At 65.1% G+C, this 17,711-nt stretch carries 22 protein-coding genes and 5 pseudogenes; 17 read left to right on the top strand and 10 right to left on the bottom strand.

Going from position 1 to position 17,711, the window contains the following annotated elements:
* Window positions 1-236 (top strand): acyl-CoA dehydrogenase family protein (locus J1M64_RS11310; RefSeq protein WP_274601509.1); only part of this gene is annotated, 236 nt, incomplete at its 5' end.
* Window positions 237-290: 54 nt separating this feature from the next.
* Here the strand turns inward: J1M64_RS11310 and J1M64_RS11305 are convergent.
* Window positions 291-626: pseudogene (locus J1M64_RS11305) on the bottom strand (transposase); the annotation flags it as partial.
* 79 nt (window positions 627-705) lie between these two features.
* Between J1M64_RS11305 and J1M64_RS11300 the strand changes: the two are divergent.
* From J1M64_RS11300 to J1M64_RS11280, 5 genes and pseudogenes are all read left to right on the top strand, one after another.
* Window positions 706-1,011 carry a transposase gene (locus J1M64_RS11300; RefSeq protein ID WP_069389780.1) on the top strand — a complete coding sequence of 102 codons (306 nt, stop codon included), beginning with the start codon at window positions 706-708 and terminating at the stop codon, window positions 1,009-1,011.
* Between the two features lie 196 nt (window positions 1,012-1,207).
* A complete protein-coding gene (locus J1M64_RS11295; RefSeq protein ID WP_269529596.1) occupies window positions 1,208-2,296 on the top strand; it encodes an IS110 family transposase in 1,089 nt (362 codons plus the stop codon).
* Between the two features lie 46 nt (window positions 2,297-2,342).
* Complete coding sequence (locus J1M64_RS20390) at window positions 2,343-2,741, top strand: IS3 family transposase (RefSeq protein ID WP_307872434.1); 399 nt, start codon at window positions 2,343-2,345, stop codon at window positions 2,739-2,741.
* 12 nt (window positions 2,742-2,753) lie between these two features.
* Window positions 2,754-3,281: pseudogene (locus J1M64_RS11285) on the top strand (IS3 family transposase); the annotation flags it as partial.
* Window positions 3,282-3,350: 69 nt separating this feature from the next.
* The gene (locus J1M64_RS11280; RefSeq protein WP_241261438.1) at window positions 3,351-3,515 is read left to right on the top strand and encodes a hypothetical protein; all 165 of its coding nucleotides are present in this window, start codon (window positions 3,351-3,353) and stop codon (window positions 3,513-3,515) included.
* 527 nt (window positions 3,516-4,042) lie between these two features.
* Here the strand turns inward: J1M64_RS11280 and J1M64_RS11275 are convergent.
* Complete coding sequence (locus J1M64_RS11275) at window positions 4,043-4,621, bottom strand: hypothetical protein (RefSeq protein ID WP_119193514.1); 579 nt, start codon at window positions 4,619-4,621, stop codon at window positions 4,043-4,045.
* 248 nt (window positions 4,622-4,869) lie between these two features.
* Between J1M64_RS11275 and J1M64_RS11270 the strand changes: the two genes are divergently transcribed.
* From J1M64_RS11270 to J1M64_RS11255, 4 genes are all read left to right on the top strand, one after another.
* On the top strand, window positions 4,870-5,373 hold the full coding sequence (locus tag J1M64_RS11270; RefSeq protein WP_083249696.1) for a hypothetical protein: 504 nt from the start codon (window positions 4,870-4,872) through the stop codon (window positions 5,371-5,373).
* Between the two features lie 102 nt (window positions 5,374-5,475).
* Window positions 5,476-5,790, top strand: coding sequence for a type II toxin-antitoxin system RelE/ParE family toxin (locus J1M64_RS11265; RefSeq protein WP_069389434.1), 315 nt, complete (start codon window positions 5,476-5,478; stop codon window positions 5,788-5,790).
* The gene (locus J1M64_RS11260) at window positions 5,787-6,083 is read left to right on the top strand and encodes an addiction module antidote protein (protein WP_069389435.1); all 297 of its coding nucleotides are present in this window, start codon (window positions 5,787-5,789) and stop codon (window positions 6,081-6,083) included. Before J1M64_RS11265 ends, J1M64_RS11260 begins: the two co-directional genes overlap by 4 nt.
* A 156-nt stretch (window positions 6,084-6,239) precedes the next feature.
* Entirely contained in the window at window positions 6,240-6,545 is a 306-nt protein-coding gene (locus J1M64_RS11255) for an AMP-binding protein (RefSeq protein ID WP_307872433.1), read from the top strand.
* 229 nt (window positions 6,546-6,774) lie between these two features.
* Here J1M64_RS11255 and J1M64_RS11250 read toward each other — a convergent pair whose 3' ends face one another.
* Genes J1M64_RS11250 through J1M64_RS11240 form a run of 3 tightly spaced genes read right to left on the bottom strand, consistent with a single transcriptional unit; the run spans window position 6,775 to window position 8,186 of the window.
* Window positions 6,775-7,659: an IS3 family transposase gene (locus J1M64_RS11250; RefSeq protein WP_206474213.1), complete on the bottom strand. Its 885-nt coding sequence runs from the start codon at window positions 7,657-7,659 to the stop codon at window positions 6,775-6,777.
* Window positions 7,656-7,949: a transposase gene (locus tag J1M64_RS11245; protein ID WP_206474212.1), complete on the bottom strand. Its 294-nt coding sequence runs from the start codon at window positions 7,947-7,949 to the stop codon at window positions 7,656-7,658. Before J1M64_RS11245 ends, J1M64_RS11250 begins: the two co-directional genes overlap by 4 nt.
* Window positions 7,950-7,961: 12 nt before the next feature.
* Complete coding sequence (locus tag J1M64_RS11240) at window positions 7,962-8,186, bottom strand: hypothetical protein (RefSeq protein ID WP_206474211.1); 225 nt, start codon at window positions 8,184-8,186, stop codon at window positions 7,962-7,964.
* Between the two features lie 90 nt (window positions 8,187-8,276).
* Between J1M64_RS11240 and J1M64_RS11235 the strand changes: the two genes are divergently transcribed.
* The 5 genes and pseudogenes from J1M64_RS11235 to J1M64_RS11215 all read left to right on the top strand — a co-directional run bounded on the left by J1M64_RS11235 (window position 8,277) and on the right by J1M64_RS11215 (window position 10,991).
* Complete coding sequence (locus J1M64_RS11235; protein WP_156776214.1) at window positions 8,277-8,420, top strand: hypothetical protein; 144 nt, start codon at window positions 8,277-8,279, stop codon at window positions 8,418-8,420.
* The gene (locus J1M64_RS20555; protein WP_119193562.1) at window positions 8,374-8,730 is read left to right on the top strand and encodes a helix-turn-helix domain-containing protein; all 357 of its coding nucleotides are present in this window, start codon (window positions 8,374-8,376) and stop codon (window positions 8,728-8,730) included. Before J1M64_RS11235 ends, J1M64_RS20555 begins: the two co-directional genes overlap by 47 nt.
* A 108-nt stretch (window positions 8,731-8,838) precedes the next feature.
* Window positions 8,839-9,174, top strand: a pseudogene (locus tag J1M64_RS11225) (transposase); the annotation flags it as partial.
* A 329-nt stretch (window positions 9,175-9,503) separates the two neighbouring features.
* On the top strand, window positions 9,504-10,610 hold the full coding sequence (locus J1M64_RS11220) for a BtrH N-terminal domain-containing protein (RefSeq protein WP_067478094.1): 1,107 nt from the start codon (window positions 9,504-9,506) through the stop codon (window positions 10,608-10,610).
* A gap of 39 nt (window positions 10,611-10,649) precedes the next feature.
* Window positions 10,650-10,991, top strand: a complete 342-nt coding sequence (locus J1M64_RS11215; RefSeq protein WP_241261437.1) for a transposase — start codon at window positions 10,650-10,652, stop codon at window positions 10,989-10,991.
* Window positions 10,992-11,107: 116 nt separating this feature from the next.
* On the opposite strand, the gene J1M64_RS11210 is transcribed toward J1M64_RS11215, so the two are convergent.
* Window positions 11,108-11,851 carry an ATP-binding protein gene (locus tag J1M64_RS11210; protein WP_119193359.1) on the bottom strand — a complete coding sequence of 248 codons (744 nt, stop codon included), beginning with the start codon at window positions 11,849-11,851 and terminating at the stop codon, window positions 11,108-11,110.
* Window positions 11,848-13,423, bottom strand: a pseudogene (gene istA / locus J1M64_RS11205) (IS21 family transposase). The gene J1M64_RS11210 and the pseudogene istA overlap by 4 nt, the downstream one beginning before the upstream one ends.
* Window positions 13,424-13,480: 57 nt before the next feature.
* On the opposite strand from istA, the gene J1M64_RS19885 reads away from it, so the two are divergent.
* Together J1M64_RS19885 and J1M64_RS19880 are read left to right on the top strand one after the other, a co-directional pair.
* Window positions 13,481-13,723: a transposase gene (locus J1M64_RS19885; protein ID WP_241261505.1), complete on the top strand. Its 243-nt coding sequence runs from the start codon at window positions 13,481-13,483 to the stop codon at window positions 13,721-13,723.
* On the top strand, window positions 13,605-14,051 hold the full coding sequence (locus tag J1M64_RS19880) for a transposase (protein WP_119193358.1): 447 nt from the start codon (window positions 13,605-13,607) through the stop codon (window positions 14,049-14,051). The genes J1M64_RS19885 and J1M64_RS19880 overlap by 119 nt, the downstream gene beginning before the upstream one ends.
* Before the next feature lie 60 nt (window positions 14,052-14,111).
* On the opposite strand, the gene J1M64_RS11195 is transcribed toward J1M64_RS19880, so the two are convergent.
* From J1M64_RS11195 to J1M64_RS11185, 3 genes and pseudogenes are all read right to left on the bottom strand, one after another.
* A complete protein-coding gene (locus J1M64_RS11195; protein WP_119193357.1) occupies window positions 14,112-14,879 on the bottom strand; it encodes an enoyl-CoA hydratase-related protein in 768 nt (255 codons plus the stop codon).
* A gap of 27 nt (window positions 14,880-14,906) precedes the next feature.
* Window positions 14,907-15,899: pseudogene (locus tag J1M64_RS11190) on the bottom strand (carboxyl transferase domain-containing protein); the annotation flags it as partial.
* An 82-nt stretch (window positions 15,900-15,981) separates the two neighbouring features.
* Complete coding sequence (locus J1M64_RS11185) at window positions 15,982-17,700, bottom strand: acyclic terpene utilization AtuA family protein (RefSeq protein WP_119193361.1); 1,719 nt, start codon at window positions 17,698-17,700, stop codon at window positions 15,982-15,984.
* Window positions 17,701-17,711 lie beyond the last annotated feature (11 nt).

The following is a 17,711-nucleotide window of genomic DNA, read 5'->3' as shown; positions in this document are numbered from 1 at the left end:
TCAAGAGCGAACTGGACATCCCCACCGCCGCGATGGCGAAGTACTGGAGCTCCGAACGCGCTCAGCAAGTCGCCGACACCTGCCTGCAACTCCACGGCGGCTACGGCTACATGGAGGAGTATCCGATTGCGCGCGCATGGACCGACCTGCGGGTCAGTCAGATCTACGCCGGCACCACCGAGATCATGAAGGAGATCATCGCCCGGTCACTCCCGACACCTGTCATGGGACAGTAGTCCGTACCCGACGCGCACTCGCTCGCTCGGCGAGCACTCCGTCCGCCAGCACGCCTAAACACGTCTCTGGTGGTCCGCATTTGAAGTCTTCTTACGGTTGGCTTTCGCGAGGACTTCGTCGGCGGTTTTCGTCCAGACGAAGGGGTGGGAGCGGTTGTTCCAGCCGTCGATGAAGGTGCGGATCTTGGCGTTGAGGTCCTTGACGGAGGTGAAGAACCCGCGGCGGATGGCCTGGCGTTCGACGATGCCGAACCAGACCTCCACCAGGTTCATCCACGAGGCGTGAGTGGGTGTGAAGTGGACCGTGAACCGTGGATTGTCGGCCAGCCAGGCCTTGACGTTCGCGTGCTTGTGGGCGGCGTAGTTGTCCATCACCAAGTGCAGCTCGGCCGGCTGGCCGTCGGCATCGACGTGCATCGCCCCGGGTTTGATGGAGACATCGATTACCCGGGAAGGGATCATCAGAACCATGGGAGCACCTCGCAAGTACCCGGACGAGCTGCGCGAACGAGCGACGCGGATGGCGTTGGAAGCACTGGCCGACCCCGACCGCTCACACGGTGCGATCGTGCGTGTCGCTGAGCAGCTCGGCGTGCACCGCGAAGCACTACGGGCCTGGGTCCGTAAAGCCCAGGCCGAGGGCCAAGACGCCTCGTCGGTCTCGGCTGATCGCGACGCCCGCCTGGCCCAGCTGGAGAAGGAGAACCGCGAGCTGCGGCGGGCGAACACGATCTTGAAGCAGGCGTCGGCTTTTTTCGCTTCAGTACCACAATGACGATGCCCGGTGGGGTTGGCTCGTTTTTTCGCTGCCATAGGTGGCTTGTCCGCGATGTGCCGCTCCACCGGGTGTGCATCGCTGATCAAGGCCGTGGCCTGATAGGAGCTTGCTCGCTCGTCCTGCCCGACTGAGGCGTGCCCGACCTCGGTCGGCGGTGCCGAACGTACGGCAACGGATCAGAAGGAGGCCCGCGGTGACTGTCATCGGAATTGATGCCCACAAGAACTGGCACACGCTCGTAGCTGTCGACGAGGTCGGCAGGAGGATCGATGTCCTCACAGTCGAGGCCCGGGCGGCCGGGCATCAGAAAATCATGACCTGGCTCGAGCAGTTCGAGGAGGTGATCATTGCGATCGAGAACTGCCGGCACCTGACCCGGCGCCTGGAAGCCGACCTGCTCGACGCCGGGCACAAGGTCGTGCGAGTCCACACCCGGCTGATGGCGGGTATGCGCCGGTCGGGTCGCGAACCCGGCAAGTCCGACCCGATCGACGCAGAGGCCGTGGCACGCGTTGCCCTGCGCGAAAGTGACCTACCGACGGCCGAGTTGCCGGGGCCGGCGCGGGAGATCAAGCTACTGTCCGACCACCGTCGCAGCCTGGTCGCTCGCCGTACCGCATTGCAGTCCAAGGTCCGCTGGTTCCTGCACGAGATCGACCCTGACCTGCAGATACCGTCCCGGGCGCTGCGTCGTTACCATCTTCTCGATGAGCTGATTACCCACCTGGACGGCCTGACCGGGGTCGTGCCGGAGATCGCCCGCGACATCTTGGAGGACATCCGATCGCTCACCCGGCGGATCAACGAGATCGAGAGCCGCCTGAGCAAGCTGGCGCGCGCGAATCATCAGCACCTGCTTGAGGTCCCGGGGCTTGGGGTGCTCGGAGCGGCCATGATCATCGGCGAGACTGCCGGGGTCAGGCGGTTCAAGTCCAAAGACGCCTTCGCCCGTTTTAACGGCACGGCTCCGATCCCAGTGTGGTCTGGCAACAAGGTCCGCGTCAGGCTGTCCCGGGGCGGTAACAGGCGCATCAACACCGCGCTGCACATGGCCGCGGTGACCCAGCTGCGGCTCGGCGGCGAAGGCACCGACTACTACGACAAGCTCATCGCCGCCGGCAAGACCCGAACCGAGGCATTGCGACTGCTCCGCCGCCGGATATCGGACCGGGTGTTCGCAGCGATGCGCGCCGACGAAGCACGGCCCGTGGCCGAGGCCACGTCGCCGCCTCCAACTGCAGCGCCACGCACTCCGATCCCTGCACTTCAGGCGGCGGCGTGAGCGGGGCTTGACATAGGAGCATCGCGGAGCTGGACCGTCCACAGCGCTGAAGGTTGAGTTCATCGACCGCCACAAGGACGAACACGGTGTCCAGCCGATCTGCGACGCACTGTCCGAGACCAGCGCCGCGATCGCGCCTTCGTCCTACTACGCCGCCAAGACCCGACCGCCCTCAGCGCGGTCGGTTCGCGACGCCGAACTGACGGCCGCGATCACCACGATGTACGAGGAGAACTACCACGTGTACGGCGCCCGCAAGATGTGGAAGGAGATGGGACGCGCCGGCCACCAGGTCGCCCGCTACACCGTCGAACGCCTCATGAGAGCTGAAAGACTCAAGGGGGTCCAGAGGGCCAAGTCGCCGCGCACCACTCGGCCCAAGGCTGAGACCGAGCGGCCCGCTGACCTGGTGGAACGCAAGTTCGTCGCCGAGCGGCCAAATTAACTATGGGTAGCCGACATCACCTACATCCGCACCTACGCCGGGTGGGTGTACGCGGCGTTCATCATCGACGTCTACTCGCGGATGGTCGTCGGGTGGCAGCTGTCCAAGAACCTCTACACCGACCTGGCTCTGGACGCGTTGAACATGGCGATCTGGCAGCGCACCCACGCCGGCGACGACCTGGGCGGCCTGATTCACCACAGTGACCGCGGCGTTCAATACCGGGCGCTGCGCTACACCGAGCGGCTCGAAGAACAGGATCTGGTGGCCTCGGTGGGTTCACGCGGCGACTCCTACGACAACGCGATGGCCGAAGCGTTCAATTCTCTGTTCAAAGCCGAGTTGATCCGCAACCGCCACAAGGGGCCATGGCGGGACATCGACGACCTTGAGATCGCCGTGGCCGAGTACATCGACTGGTTCAACCACCGCCGCATCCACGGCGAGATCGGCTACGTCCCCCCGGCGGAGTACGAAGCCCAACACACGGCGGCCGAACCGGCACCAGAGCCCGTCGACGACCTCATCGACGCCAGATAACCACCCTCTACAAAACCCGGGGCTTGACACCTCATCGCCTCCACCCAGTCGGCGAACCTGCTCTACGCGGTGGCCTGTGGCCGCACCGGGATCATCCGCAGCCTGGCCAAGCGCCACGATCGCCAGGCCCGCTCGCTGGCCGTCCGCGACGCCGTGGCGGGCGGCTGGGACCCGGTCGCCTACGCACGGGCATCCGGCAACGCCGCACCGCTCGACACGCCCCCACTGTTCTAAAGCTGGAGTACAGTCACCCACACCAAATGGCCCCGCCCGCAGGCGGGGCCATTCTCGTTGGCGGCCCGGGCGGGATGTGTCAGCGGGCCGCTGCTTGTCGGCGTTGCCGGCGCAGTTGCCAGTACCGCGGGATCGTCCATCGCAACGGGGTCTTATCGATCACCCACAGCGCCATCCGCGCCCGGTAGTGCACGCCCGTGGCGCACCGCGAACGACCAATGACCGACGAACCACGCCAGCAGCCCGAGCGCCGCTACCGTCGGCGCCCACGTACGGCCCTTGCAAAACACCGAGCATGCCAATCACCGCGCAGAACCCGCCGGCCCCACGCGCGAGGCGGCGGCAAGGCCAAGGCGCCGCCAGCGACGAGAGCGGTAGCCAACAGCGCGGTCTCCAGATCCCACATTCCACACTCCTGTCGCTAACGCCTTCCCGCCGCGGCGCTCGCACAGACCTCACGGCCAGATCGGCTGTCAGTGTGGCTTTCCCCTCCGACAGTCAGCGCGCTTCGTGCTCTGGCGGGCTGGCTATGACTGGCCCGGCTGATCCGACTGGCCTGGCTTGCGCGCGGTCTCGCGCAGCGAGTCCAGGACTTCCCGCAGGGTGTCCGAGGTGGCCTCCGCCCGGACCCGTGCCCGGTCGGACTCCTCGGCCTTAGCGCGTGCGACGGCGGCGTCATTGAGCGCGGTCTCGAGCTGACCGCGCAGCTGCTCCAGCTCTACGCGTAGCCCCTCGGCCTCACCAGTGGCGCGATCGCGTGACGCGGCGGCCTCGTCCCTCTCGGCGGCGGCCTGCTCGGCGGCCGCCAGCGCGTCGGCCTCGCCGCCGCGGGCTGCATCCAGCGCCACAGCGGTCGCCTCGTCCGCCTGCTCGGCGGCCCGCTTCCACGCCGCGGCCCACACCGACTGCACCATCGCCGACATTGCCTCCGACAGATCCGGAGCCTCGGGCACGTCCCCGGCAGCGCCGGTGGCGTGCTCGCGCATCCACGCGGCCACCTCACCGATGCGCACCCCCGCTTCACGCTGCACGCTGCGCACGGTGACCTTGTCCCCTCGTGCAACGAGCACCCCATAGGCTCGAGCGATCTTCTCCGACGTCGACATGACAACCCCTCCAAGTCCGGTAACGGGTAACCGGGAACTTATCTAGTTACCAACGTTAACCGATCGGGCAGCGACCACCCCTTCGCACCGCTGGCACCGCGGGCCGGGCGCGAGCCCCGCCAGCGGAGAACGCCACCCGGGCGACGAGGGCCGCGCCGGCGCACAGCCAGGGGCGCACGAGCGCCTCGCACGCGGGAGGGCCACTAGAATCACTGCCACCTTCTTCGTCCGGACCAGGAGGGTGGGCCGTGACTAATCTCGATGCTGAGTTCGCCGAACTCATCGACACCGTTGGCCACAGGCGTGCGGGCATCCTCGCCACCACGGCCCGCAAGATCGCGACCGAGATCCGCACCGCTGCTGATGCGCTCGGTACCGCGGCAGTGGGCCCCAGTCAGCGACACATCCTCGCCGCCCTGCCAGCGTGCACGTACGCCCAGAGCCGGTTCTGGCGCTACCAATTCGCCGACTGCGCCTCCCGGCTGGCCGACGACTCCAAGCGGTGGGGCGCACCCGTACCCCGCTGCACCGGCGAAGAAATGGCACTGCACCTCATCCTCCACCGCACCACCACCGACACCGGCCAGTCGTGGTCAGACCTGGCCGAAGACCTCTTCCAGGACAACGACGTCCTCACCCTCTATGACATCCCCGTCGACGCAGTCACCGGGCCCATCGGCGCAGTACAGCTCACACCCGCCCAGTGGTTCACCGAGTTCACCACACCATTTCCACTGCCACCCCGGCCCTAACCACCGGCCCGGGCAGCGCCCCTGGGCCACACGCCCCGCCCCAGGCCCAGGCGTGTGGCAGCGGTTGATCCACACACCTGGTGTGAACTATAGTTGACACACGTGATCGAGATCCTCTGGTCAGACACCTTCAACCGCTGGCTGACAAAGCTCAAAGACAGACAGGCCGCCGCGCGGGTGCTCGTCCGGATTAGACGCCTGGCCTCGGGCAACCCCGGAGACGTCAGACCCGTCGGCCATGGCGTCTCGGAACTGCGCCTGAACTACGGACCCGGCTACCGCATCTACTACCTCCGCCACCAGGACCAACTGATCCTCATCCTCGCCGGAGGAGACAAGTCCAGCCAACAAACAGACATCACAAGAGCGCACGAGATCGCCGAACACTGGCGACGAACACAAGGAGAATCCCAATGAACACCGAAACCTTCACCCACTTTGACCCCTCGACGCACCTCAACACCGTCGAGGACGTCGCGGCCTACCTGGAAGCCCTCATCGAAGAAAGCAACGACGACCCCACCGTCATCGCCCACGCCCTCGGAGACATCGCCCGCTCCCGCAACTTCAGCGAAATCGCCCGCCAAGCCGGAATCAGCCGCGAAGGCCTCTACAAAGCACTCTCACCAAGCGGCAACCCCACGCTGGCCACCGTCATCAAAGTCTCCCGTGCCCTCGGCCTGCGACTGCACTTCGAAGCCGTCGCCTAACTGTGGTTCCCCCCGCATCGTGGAGGGTTTCCTAGGCGGCTTCCGGTTCGGTCGCCGCGGCGGTCTCGTAGCTGATCGGGCTCACCATTCCGATCGTGCTGTGTCGTCGGTCGTGGTTGTAGAACCTGGCCGGCCGTCCCCACCGGCTCCGGGAGGATCGGCTGCGGCGGCTCGGCGGTGCAGCAGGCGCTCTCCGAGGCCTATCGCGACCAGGTCGGACTGCCGATCCTCCAGGCCTGGGGCATGACCGAGATCAGCCCGTTGGCTTCCTCCTCGGTCCTGCCTCGCCGTTACGCCGACGCGGACGCCGGCACCCAGGCCGAACAGCGAGCCCGTGCCGGCATCCCCATCCTCGGGGTCGAGGCCCGCATCGTCGACGCCGCCAGCCTGGAGCCGCAGCCGTGGGACGACCACGCCACGGGTGAGCTGCAGGTCCGTGGGCCCTGGTGCGCCCAGGACTAGTGGGTGTCTCCGTTAGTTCGTCGGGGGTCTGGGAGCCAGGCGGTGGGGTCGCCGAGGTAGAGGCCGCAGGCGGTGTCGAGGGCTTCTTCGGGAGTGCCTGAGGGCCATCCGCCTGGCAGGGCGGCTTGCTGGTAGTCGTTGTGGCTGGCGCGGTAGATCGCGAATCCCCATTGGCTGGCTGATCCGGCGTAGCGCAGCTGGAGTGTTCCCGACAAAGTGGCCACCTGAATTAGGCCGCGAGTTCGTAGATGTCTCTGAATCCTAGTTCGAACTCGGCTGGTGTCAAGTAGCCGAGTGTTGAACGTCGCCGCGCTCGGTTGTAGTACTCCTCGATCCAAGTGAATGTGCTCTTTGTGAGCGCTTTGAGTGTGGGCCATGGACGCGTGTGGATGAGCTCCTTCTTGTAGCTCGCAAAAAACGATTCTGCGACCGCATTATCGAAACAAATGCCGGTGCGTCCCAGTGATCGCCGAATATTGTTCTTCGTACAATACTTGTCGAATTCAGTGGACGTGTATTGGGTTCCGCGGTCGCTGTGGAATACGACTTTTCCGGGCGGTCGCCGTCGAGCGATGGCCATTTCCAGTGCGTCGGTGACCAACTCGGTACGCATGTGGTCGGCCACGGCCCATCCGACGACCATCCGGGAGTGCAGATCGATCACAGTGGCCAAGTACGCCCAGCCGTTCCAGGTCCGCACGTAAGTGATATCGCCGCACCACTTGGTGTTCATCTCTGCCGCGGTGAAGTCGCGACCGATGAGGTCGGGGGCGGCGACAGGGTCGTCGCCAGCGACGGTGGTTCGCTTCCACGCTTTCGGGTGGCGACCCTCCAAGCCTGCTGCTTTCATCAGCCGCCACACCCGCTTGTGAGAGACCCGGTGACCGCCGGCGGCGAGCTCCGCGCGCATACGACGAACGCCGGGGCGGCCGTTGAGACGCTTGTAGAGGCACTCGATCAGCGTGGTCAGTTCGTCGTCCCGGAGGTCTCGCGCTGAGCGGGACTTTCCACGCCATTTGTAATAGCCAGAGGTCGAGACGCCGAGTTGGTGACACATGAATGTGACCGGATAGGAGTCGGAATCAGCCCAGTCCGCGATAGCGGCGAATTTCACCGCGGGTCTTTCGCGAACCAGGTCGCTACTTTTTTTGCGAACTCCACCTCCATCCGGGCATGCTTCACTTCCTCCCGGAGACGCTCGAGCTCTGCCCGCTCGTCTTCATTCAACGGGCGGTCAGAAGTGTCGTCACCCTCGTCTCGTGCTTTCTTCACCCATTTCCCCAATGTCATCTCGTGAACACCGATACTGCGCGCAACTTCGGCAATCGTCCGGCCATCATCGATTACCAAACTTACCGCGTTGGCTTTGTACTCGGCGGTGAAGCTCCGACGAGTCGATCCCATAAATCGCTCCCTCTATCTCGCGGGAACTCGACGCTCATCTTCAAGTGTCCACCAGAACGGGAACGGTCCAAGCCGGCAGAGTTTCAACTCTTCCCCGTGGGTCAAGGTGGCGTCGATGTAGGCGAACCCGGCGCGGTAGCGGGTATGCAGGGTCTGGATCTGGGGCCAGCGTTCGGTAGCGCGAGCCAGGAGCTTTTGTCTCAGTGACGTCTGGGTCGAGTCGGGGATCTTCGCCATGGTCTCCATCATCACCGCCACTGGTTTCGCACTCGAATTTCGGCTTGTTCCGGCGTGGCGACTTGGCTGGCGATGCTGGGTGCGTCAGAAATGAATATGTCTCCCACCAGCGCTGATGTCGTCATCCTCACTGACAAAGAACGCGACGAGCTGACCCGCCGCGCGAACGCCGCGAGTTGTCCACACCGTGAGGTGCTGCGGGCCCGGATCGTGCTCGCCGCTGGCAGACGGTGACGCGAACGCTGCGATCGCCCGCGAGGTCGGGGTGTGTGAGGACACCGCACGCCGCTGGCGGCATCGCTTCTGCCTCGAGCGCCTGGAGGGGCTTGAGGATCGGCCCCGACCGGGGCGACCGCGGGTGTTCACCCCGGTCGAGGTCGCCGAGGTCAAGGCACTGGCGTGTTCACACCCAGCTGACCATGATCTGCCACTGACCAGATGGTCCACCACCGAGTTCGGGGTGGATCGACACGGGTCACCGACACCCTGCGGGCGGTCCACGCGATCCTCCAGCGCTACATCTCCGAACCTTAGAGTGGTGTAACTCGGTGGCCGAGATCGTCTCCGACATCCGTGTCGTTGACGGATGTAGAGCGGCCACCGTGTGATCCATCGAGTCAACCTTCCAAAGAATCCTCGAGGAGTCATCACGATGACCGCACCCCATATTGTCGACCCGGCAGGCCTGCTTGGCCAAGCCCTCACAGAGGCGTCTCCAGATCTGATGCGTGAGCTGCAGCAGACCATGATCAACGCCCTGCTGTCCGCGGACGCCGATGCCGTCTGCGGCGCCGAGTGGAACGCCCGCTCGGAGCAGCGCACCAACCACCGCAATGGCTACCGCCACCGGCCCCTGGATACGCGGGTCGGCACCGTTGATGTCGCCGTCCCGAAGCTGCGCTTGGGCAGCTACTTCCCCGAGTGGCTGCTCGAGCGCCGCAAGCGGGCCGAGTCCGCGCTGATCACGGTCGTGGCGGACTGCTACCTGCGTTCCGGGCACCGCGCCGGGAGCGGTCGAGTGGAGGAGGTTGTCGTGCCGGGGCAGGACGACCGGCACGCGGCCATCTCCCAGACTGAACCCCCCGGCCGCCGGCTCGTGGAGGAGAGCGGTGGTGATTGTCTGGCGGACGCCCGGGGCTGCCTCGCCCAGCGCATTTCTTGAGCTATCACTCGGCGGGCGGCGCAGGAACGAAGGATCCTTTCGATGGACCGCTGAGGTAGGTACATGCCTGCATGAACGAATGTATAGTCACGTAACCGCATGCCCGTCCAACCGGAAACCGCGCAGATTGCTGCGACGCCGATTCAGGAGATGTCATGTCAGTCGAGGTCCCTACCCGTCATCCAGAGCCGCGACGAGTCCTACTGGACTATCCCCACCGTCAGGCAGGGCATTGTGGTTCCGGAGCGCTGAGAGACCTCCTGGAGTGGGCCGGTCTGGGCTGGGACGAGGTGCCGAGCGAAGGTCTGGTCTTCGGAATGGGCGGTGGTCTCGGCTTCACCTACCTGCGGGCACCGGGTCTCGCCCCTCCCATCTACTTCGTCGGGCGTAGCAGCGACCTCGAGGTCGACCTTCTCGCCAGGCTGGGTGCAGAGGTCGACGTTCGGGGAACCGACGATCCCGAGACCGGCTGGGGCTGGGTCCGCCGCGAACTCCAGCAAGGCCGTCCCGTGCTGATGTGGGCCGACATTTCTGAGCTGCCCTACCTCAATGTCCGCCTTCAGATGAGTCGGCACGACATCGTCGTGATCGGTTACGAAGACGACACCGAGACGGCTTTCGTGGTGGACAACGACCGAGCCGAGATGCAGAAAGTCCCCTACGAGGCTCTTGCGCGGGCGCGCGCGTCCCGATCGTTCCCCGTGCCCACGAGGCACACCACGTACTTCGTGAACTGGCCCCAGATCCTGCCCGATCTCCGCCAGACTGCGGCTTCGGCCCTCGTGGCCTCGGTCGAAAACATGCAGGCGGCGACAACCGCGATTATTCCGGACGCGTCGGTGCTACCGCCGGATGCCGTTGCCGCTGCCGGGATCAGTGGAGTCACGGTCTTCGCCGAGGATGTCGACCGGTGGCCGGGGCTCATGCCCGAACCGGAACTGGACATCGCGCTGCGTTCTCTCCACGCCTTTGTAGAGAAGGCAGGCACGGGCGGCGGCCTGTTCCGCCGGTTGCAGGCACAGTTCTGTGGCGACGTGGCCCGGTTAACGGAGTCCGCGGAGATGGCGAAGGCCGGAACTGCGCTCTTGCGCTGCGCGGACACGTGGTCGGCTCTGGCTGCGGCCGGCCGTAGCGACGGATCGACGCTCGATCGCTGGCGACGGGTCAATGAACTCGCCGCGACGCTTCCCCGCGACGAAGGCCATGCCATCTCTCACATGCGCAAAGCGGCGGGGGAACTGGGGATGGGTGACCCATTGTAGGCAAGTCGGCGAACGAAGCAAGCGAGCACCACTGCCGGGTTGCAGCAGCAGATCGGCGGCCACCGCGGACGTAAAGGCGACCCGCTCTACGGGATCCGCACCATCATCCGCTGCGACCCGGCACGGCTGACCGAGCGGCAGTGGCGACGGTTCAATGACGCATTGGCCGCCGACCCCCGGCACGAGGAACTGTTCCTCGCCTGGCAGATCGCCCACGAACTCCGACAGGCCTACCACCATAAAGACCTGCCAGCCGGGCGCAGCGCTGCGGAGAAGATACTCGCGACCTTGCCGTCCTGCCCGATCCCAGAGATCGCCCGCCTCGGCCGCACTCTTCGCAAGTGGAAGGACTCCTTCCTCGCCTACTGGACCACTGACTGAGTATTTGAGGGTTTGGGAGCCACTGGATATTGAGGTTGGGAGCCACCGTTATTGGCTTTGAGAGCCGGTGGCCGATGGGGTGGGAGCCACCGGCTCTCGTGCGCGGTCCCGTGGGGTTAGTTCACGGCGGTGTGTTCGCGCATGTTGAAGGTGCCGGTTTCGATCCAGAGGGTGTTGTGGACGATGCGGTCCATGATGGCGTCGGCGTGTACGGCGGAGCCGAGGCGCTGGTGCCAGTCCTTCTGCGCGTACTGGGTGCAGAACACCGTCGAGGCGTGTCCGTAGCGGCGCTCGAGGAGTTCGAGCAGCATGCTGCGCATGCCCTCGTCGGGCGGGTCGAGGAGCCATTCGTCGAGCACGAGCAGCGTGAAGGCGGCGTACTTCTTCAGGAACGTCGTCTTGCCGTTCGGCTTGTCCTGCGCCAGTGCCCACGCTTCGGCCAGGTCCGGCATCCGGATGTAGTGCGCTCGAATCCGGTGGGTGCATGCCTGTTTGGCCAGGGCGCATCCGAGGTAGGACTTTCCGGAGCCGGTGAAGCCCTGGAATACGACGTTCTGGTGCCGGTCGATGAACGAGCAGGCGCCGAGCTGGGCGATCACGCCCTGGTCCAGTCCGCGCTCGTGGAGCATGTCCAGCCGCCTGAGGTCGGCGTTGGGATAGCGCAGGCCGGCTCGCCGGATCAGCCCCTCGACCTTGGCGTGGGTGTACGTGGAGTGGGCCTCGTCGACGACGATCTTGACCTGGTCCTCGAACCCCATTCCCAGCATGAGGGTCTCGTCGCGGGCCTCGAACGCCTCCAGCAGCGCGGTGGCGCCCATCTCGCGTAGCTTGCGGCGGGTCTCGGGATCGGGCCGGGTCATCGGGCACCTCCTGCGGCGTAGTAGTCGGCCCCACGCACATATCCGCCGGCGTCCTGGGCGGGCCGGTCCTGGCTGGCCCTGCCGGTCGGTGGTGTGGGTTTGTCCTGCCCGGTTTCCAGGATCGGACGCAGGTGGGCGTACCGCGGGGAGCGGATCGGCCCGGCCAACGCGATCCGACACGCGGCCTCGACCCGCTCGGCCGAATAGCGGCGGGTCAACCGCAGCACGGCCAGAGCGGGGTTGATGCCCTGCTCGGCGACGGGCACCGATTCAAAGATCCGATCGGTCACCACCAGCGCCGAGGGGCCGACTCGCTCGGCCCATTCACGGACTCTGCTTTGGTCCCACTGCCGGTATTTCGGCCCGGTCGGCAAGTCCGCATCGTTCGTGCGGTAGGCGTTGACCACGGTCTCGGGCCACAGCACGTGGCTCGATAGCCGCTGGTGACCGCGGTGCACCTCGAGCAGCGACTCGGTGATCCTCAGGTCGACCTTGGCGCCCACGTGCGGGTACGGCACGGAGTAGTAGTTACGGGCGAACGACACGTGCCCGTTGCGCCCGACCTTCCGGCCGTAGAACCAGCGGCTGATCTCGTACCCGGTGGCCGGCAGCGGCCGCAGCAGCTCCTTCTCCTCGGAAGTGAACACGCTGCCCCGTGAGCCAGCTCGCTTCTGGAACGGCTCGGCGTTGTACGCCTCAAGCTGGTCGGCGATCGCCGACTTGAGCTCCGGAAGCGTCGCGAACTGCCGCGCACGGAGGGCGGCGATGATCCACGTGGCCACGTGCGCCACGGTGTTCTCCACGCTCGCCTTGTCCTTGGGCTTGCGCACCCGGCCGGGCAGGACCGCGGCCGAATAATGAGCGGCCATCTCCCGGTAGGCGTCATTGAGGACGATCTCGCCCTCGCGGGGATGTGTGATCACGCCGGTCTTGAGGTTGTCGCACGCGATGCGCGGCACTGATCCGCCGAAGAACTCGAACATCGCCACGTGGGCCCGCAGCCAGGAGTCCTGCTTCATGTCCAGAGTCGGTTCGACGAAGGCGTACCGGGAGAACGGCAGGCATGCCACGAACAGATACACCCGCCTCGCCTGGCCAGTGACGGGGTCGGTCAGCTGCATCGTCGGGCCAGACCAGTCCACCTCGACGGTCTGCCCGGCCTTGTGCCCGACCCGGGAGGCCAGCCCCGCGACCAGTACATGCTGTTGGTACTGCTTACAGAACCGGTCGTACCCCATCGCCGGGGACCCCGAGCCCGCGCACCGGTCGGTGTACTTCGCCGTGCAAAAGCTTCATCGTCACCCCGACCCGGGCCATCTCCCGATGCACCTCGGCCCAGTCGGGTTCGGCGAACACGCTCTCGTGCTCACCCCGGCCCGGGAACAACAGCGAGTACACCTCGCCGTCCGGTAGATCTGCGACATCGTCCCAGCCGAGCTTGGCGGCATCGGCGGCCTCCAGCACCGCAGCGACGCTGTTGCGTGAGATCTGCTGCGAGGCGGCGATCGCCCGCCCCGACAGGCCCTCGGCCCGCAGCTGCAAGACGAGTTTCGCCTTGATCTTCCTTACCATTGGGAACTGCTCCTTCCGCCAGGTGCCCGTTACACCCAGCGGGAGGAGCTTAAGAAGGTGGCTCTGAACGCGAATAACGGTGGCTCCGACGACGTCCAAACCGTCAAGCAGCTACCGGCTCCCAGACCCAATACGACTGGCCCTCAGAACAGCGAATACTCAACTGACCGATCCAACAATGGTGGAACCGAAGCGATCAACGGCCTCATCGAACTCCACCGGCGCCTGGCCCGCGGCTACCGCAACCGCGACAACTACCGCCTGCGGATGCTCCTCATCGCCGGCGGGCTACGGACCTGACCCCACACTCAGATGCGAAGAGCCAGATAAGGCGTACTCGTCCGGCACGATTCGCCGACAGCTCCGCAGTCGCGGTATCGCCGCTGTCATCCCGGAGAAAAGCGACACCATCGCCGCCCGCGAACGCCGAGGCAGCCGCGGTGGCAGACCTCCGAAACTCGACGCTGACCTCTACAAAGACCGAAACGTCGTTGAGCGTTCCTTCGCTCTGGCCAAGCAATGGCGAGCCCTGGCCACCCGCTATGACAAACTCACGATCACCTACCGGGCCGCCGTCACCCTCTGCGCAATCCTCACCTGGCTACGCCGTTTGGGAGACACGCCCTAGCTAGTACTACAGCCGCGCTTATCTGCGACGGGCCCGGCGTGGTACTCGCTCTCCGGGTAATCACGACGACTTCTTGCGGTTCAGAAATGCGCTCATCGCCGTGCGTGCTTCGTCTGAGGCAAACAATCGGGCAGAGAGCCCAGCCATCTCCTCGGCCTGCTCGTCTATCCGGGCAAGGATGTCACGCGCGAGTAGCGTCTTGGTCTCTCTGAGTCCTTGCGGATGCGCTTCGAGCAGCTCCGAGCACACGCGGGTGATCTCGTCGTCGAGCTGGCCAGCCGCCACCGCTCGCGTGATCAGACCTATCGCGGTTGCCTCATCGGCGTCGAAGGTTCGCCCGGTGAGAAAGGTGTCATATGCCCCGCGGCTGGTCATCCGCGGCAACACGGTCAGCGAGATAACCGCGGGGGTCAAGCCCAGTCGCGATTCGGTGAAGGCGAATGTCACGTCGTCGGCACAGATCGCGATGTCGCTTGCCGCAACGATCCCCAATCCGCCGGCGCGAGCCGGCCCGGCGAGGCGGGTGACCACCGGTTTTGGATGGGTCACGATCAGCCGAAGCAGTTCCACCAGGGTCTCGGCTCCCATATTGTTCAAACCTCCACCGGATGCCGCGGAAAGGTCACCCCCGGAGCAGAACACCCGGTCCGCGCTGCGCAGCACCACGACCCGGCTCTCGTCGTCTCTGGTTCGCTTGACCGCGTCCAACAACTCCGCCATCAACTGGCTGCTCAGCGCATTGCGATTGTGCGGCGAGTCAAGCGTGATAGTCCCAATTCCGTTAGATACCTCGTAATGCACCATTTTGTCCGGTCGCTGTCCAGCCATAGCTGAGTCTCCTGTCTGTGATCAACGGCCATTACGTATGCGCGCTCCGTAGAGGGGCTTGAACTCGTCGAATGCGACCTCGTTGGCCGGTCCGGCCCCGTCGGCGACCCGTGCGATCACATCACGCGGGCCGAAAGGCTCCTTCAGATCAGTGGGGATCAGGTCGAACAGGCTTTCGGGATCCTCGTCGGGCTCGGCATACGCAGGGATTTGGGGCACACCCTTGGCTGAGTGGTGACGATTGAGGCGTGCCATGATCCGCCGTCCGATCCGGATCGCGTCGAGTTCGTCGACTGCCAGATAGTCGGCCAACCCAGACACGCGAGCATGCATCTCGGCACCGCCGAGCGATCCGTCGTCCGACTCCTCGCCGGTCGCCATCTTCACTAGTGGTGGGCCGCCGAGAAACACTTTGGCGCGTTCCTTGACCATCACCGTGTAGTCGCTCATCGCCGGAATATAGGCCCCAACTGCGATGGAGATACCGAAGACAAGCGAGATCGAGGTCTCCTTGCGGGCACTGGCCCGGGTGATATCCCGGAACATCTGGCCACCCGGTATGAAGATGTCCTTCTGAGTAGACAGGTCTCCACCCCCCGACTCGACGAGAGCGATCGTCGGTAGGGAGTTCTCGGCGATTTTTGCCGCCCTGAGTACCTTCTTAAGCGTCCACGGGTTCGAGGCACCGCCCTTCACCGTCGGATCGTTGGCGGTGATCACGCACTCGACACCCTTGACGACACCGATGCCGGTGACCACACTGGCACCAACGGTGAAGTCCGAACCCCAACCGGCCAGGGGGGAGAGTTCCAGGAAGGCAGAGCCGGGATCGATCAGCAATTCGATGCGTTCGCGGGCTGTGAACTTGTTTCTCTCGCGGTGTCGCGCGACGTACTTTTCGCCACCGCCGGCCACCGACTTGGCGTGTTCGGCGTCAAGATCGGCGATCCGCTGCAGCATTGCGGCGCACCGATCGCCGGGCTCTGCGGTCGCGTCCATCTCAGTCTGCGCCGCAGTCATGACGCCGATCCCTGCGACGGATCGATAGATTGATGGAACATTCGAAATCTCCTTATGCGACGAACCGACAGGGTGGCAGCCTTCACAACAACTCCTCGGGAACGGCGACGACCCGCGATCGCAGCCATTCCCCGACGGCCTTGGCTTGGGGGTCGAACCGCGTACTGGCAGCGACGCCGTCGCCGAGCATGCCGCGGACAAGAACATTCACCCCGCCCAGATTGGGCAGCGGATACACCTCGACGGGAAGCTCCGCGGCTTCGGGGAGCAACTTCCGAATACGGCCCGGGGTGAGGAAGGTCAGCAGCCACGAGACTCGCTTCTCACGGCGGGCATCATCTGGACCGCCAATCCAGACTCCAACGTTGGCGTCACCGCCTTTGTCGCCGCTGCGCGCGTGCACTAGCGTGCCCAGTGGCACCGCCCGTGTGGGTCCGGAGAAGTCTGCCGCAGCAATAGGATCTCCCGCCGATTGTGGCCGGGGCGGTACGCCGGTACGGGCCGAGGGCTCGATCTCGATCGTCCGCCCGTCCCACAGGTGCACCTTCTCCTGGACCTCTTTCCTGGCGACATACTCCGGCCGGTAGATTCCGTACTGTGATGGTTTACTCGGCGGTGTCGTCACGTTGAACCCGGGATAGGATGCCAGTGCCAGCTCGACCGTGGCCGCTGTGAATGCCTTGCTGACGGCAGCCATCCCGGGATCCCTCACCGTCACGCGCAAAAGGCAGGAGGCGGCTTCCTCGGTGGCGGCGTCGGGTTCGGGGCGTGATCCCAGAGTCCAGGTCACCGACTGCGGAGGGGCCGCGGCCAGTCGGGCATCCAGCAGCGTTCGAACCCACTCGGCCTTCTCGTCGATGTTTAGCCCGGTGAGTACGAACTCCATCTGGTTGCGGAACCCTCCGTGTTCATTCACACAGACCTTCAATGTCTCCGGCGGTTCTGATCCGCGCACGCCGCTGACGCGTACCCGGTCGGCTGCGTCCTGGGTGAGCCGGATCGACGTGAGGTCGGTGGTGACGTCCGGACTCAGGTAGTGGGTGGTCTGGATCTCATAGACCAGTTGGGAGGTGACGGTATCGATCGACACGATGCCACCGGTTCCTTGGTGCTTGGTGATCACGAACGAGCCATCAGCATCAACCTCGGCGATCGGAAACCCGAGGGGGCGCGCATCGCGGGGCAATTCGATGAAACCCGAGAAGTTGCCGCCGGTTGCCTGGGTGCTGCATTCGATGATGTGTCCAGCCGTGGTGGCGCCCGCGATCTCGTCGTAGGACGTGCGATCCCAGCCGTACGCCGCGATCGCCGGACCGACGACCAGGGATGCATCGGTGACCCTTCCGGTGATCACAATGTCGGCGCCGGCGCGAAGGGCTTCGGCGATCCCGAACGCGCCCAGATAGGCGTTGGCGGTGAGAACATCGCCGAAACCCAGTTCTGCGGCACGCGGCGTAAGATTGTCCCCGTCCACGTAGGCGACTCTGGCGGATAGGCCAAGCGAGTCTGCAACGTCGCGGATGCGGTCGGCTAGCCCAGCGGGATTCAGACCACCGGCGTTCGCGACGATACGCACCCCTCGCTGAAGCGCCAGCGCCAGCGACTGTTCAATTTGAGTGACGAAAGTTCGCGCGTAACCCAACGCGGGATCTTTGAGCTGGTCCTTGCCGAGGATCAGCATGGTCAGCTCGGCGAGGTAGTCGCCGGTGAGGTAATCGAGGTCGCCGCCCTCGATCATTTCGCGCATGGCACCGAGGCGGTCACCGTAGTAGCCGCTGCAGTTGCCGATCCGAATAGTCATCGTCTGTCCCC

The sequence above is a fragment of the Dietzia sp. KRD202 genome (genome assembly GCF_017168155.1).
Classification (GTDB): Bacteria; Actinomycetota; Actinomycetes; order Mycobacteriales; family Mycobacteriaceae; genus Dietzia; species Dietzia kunjamensis.
This window is presented reverse-complemented; position numbering and strand designations above follow the sequence as displayed.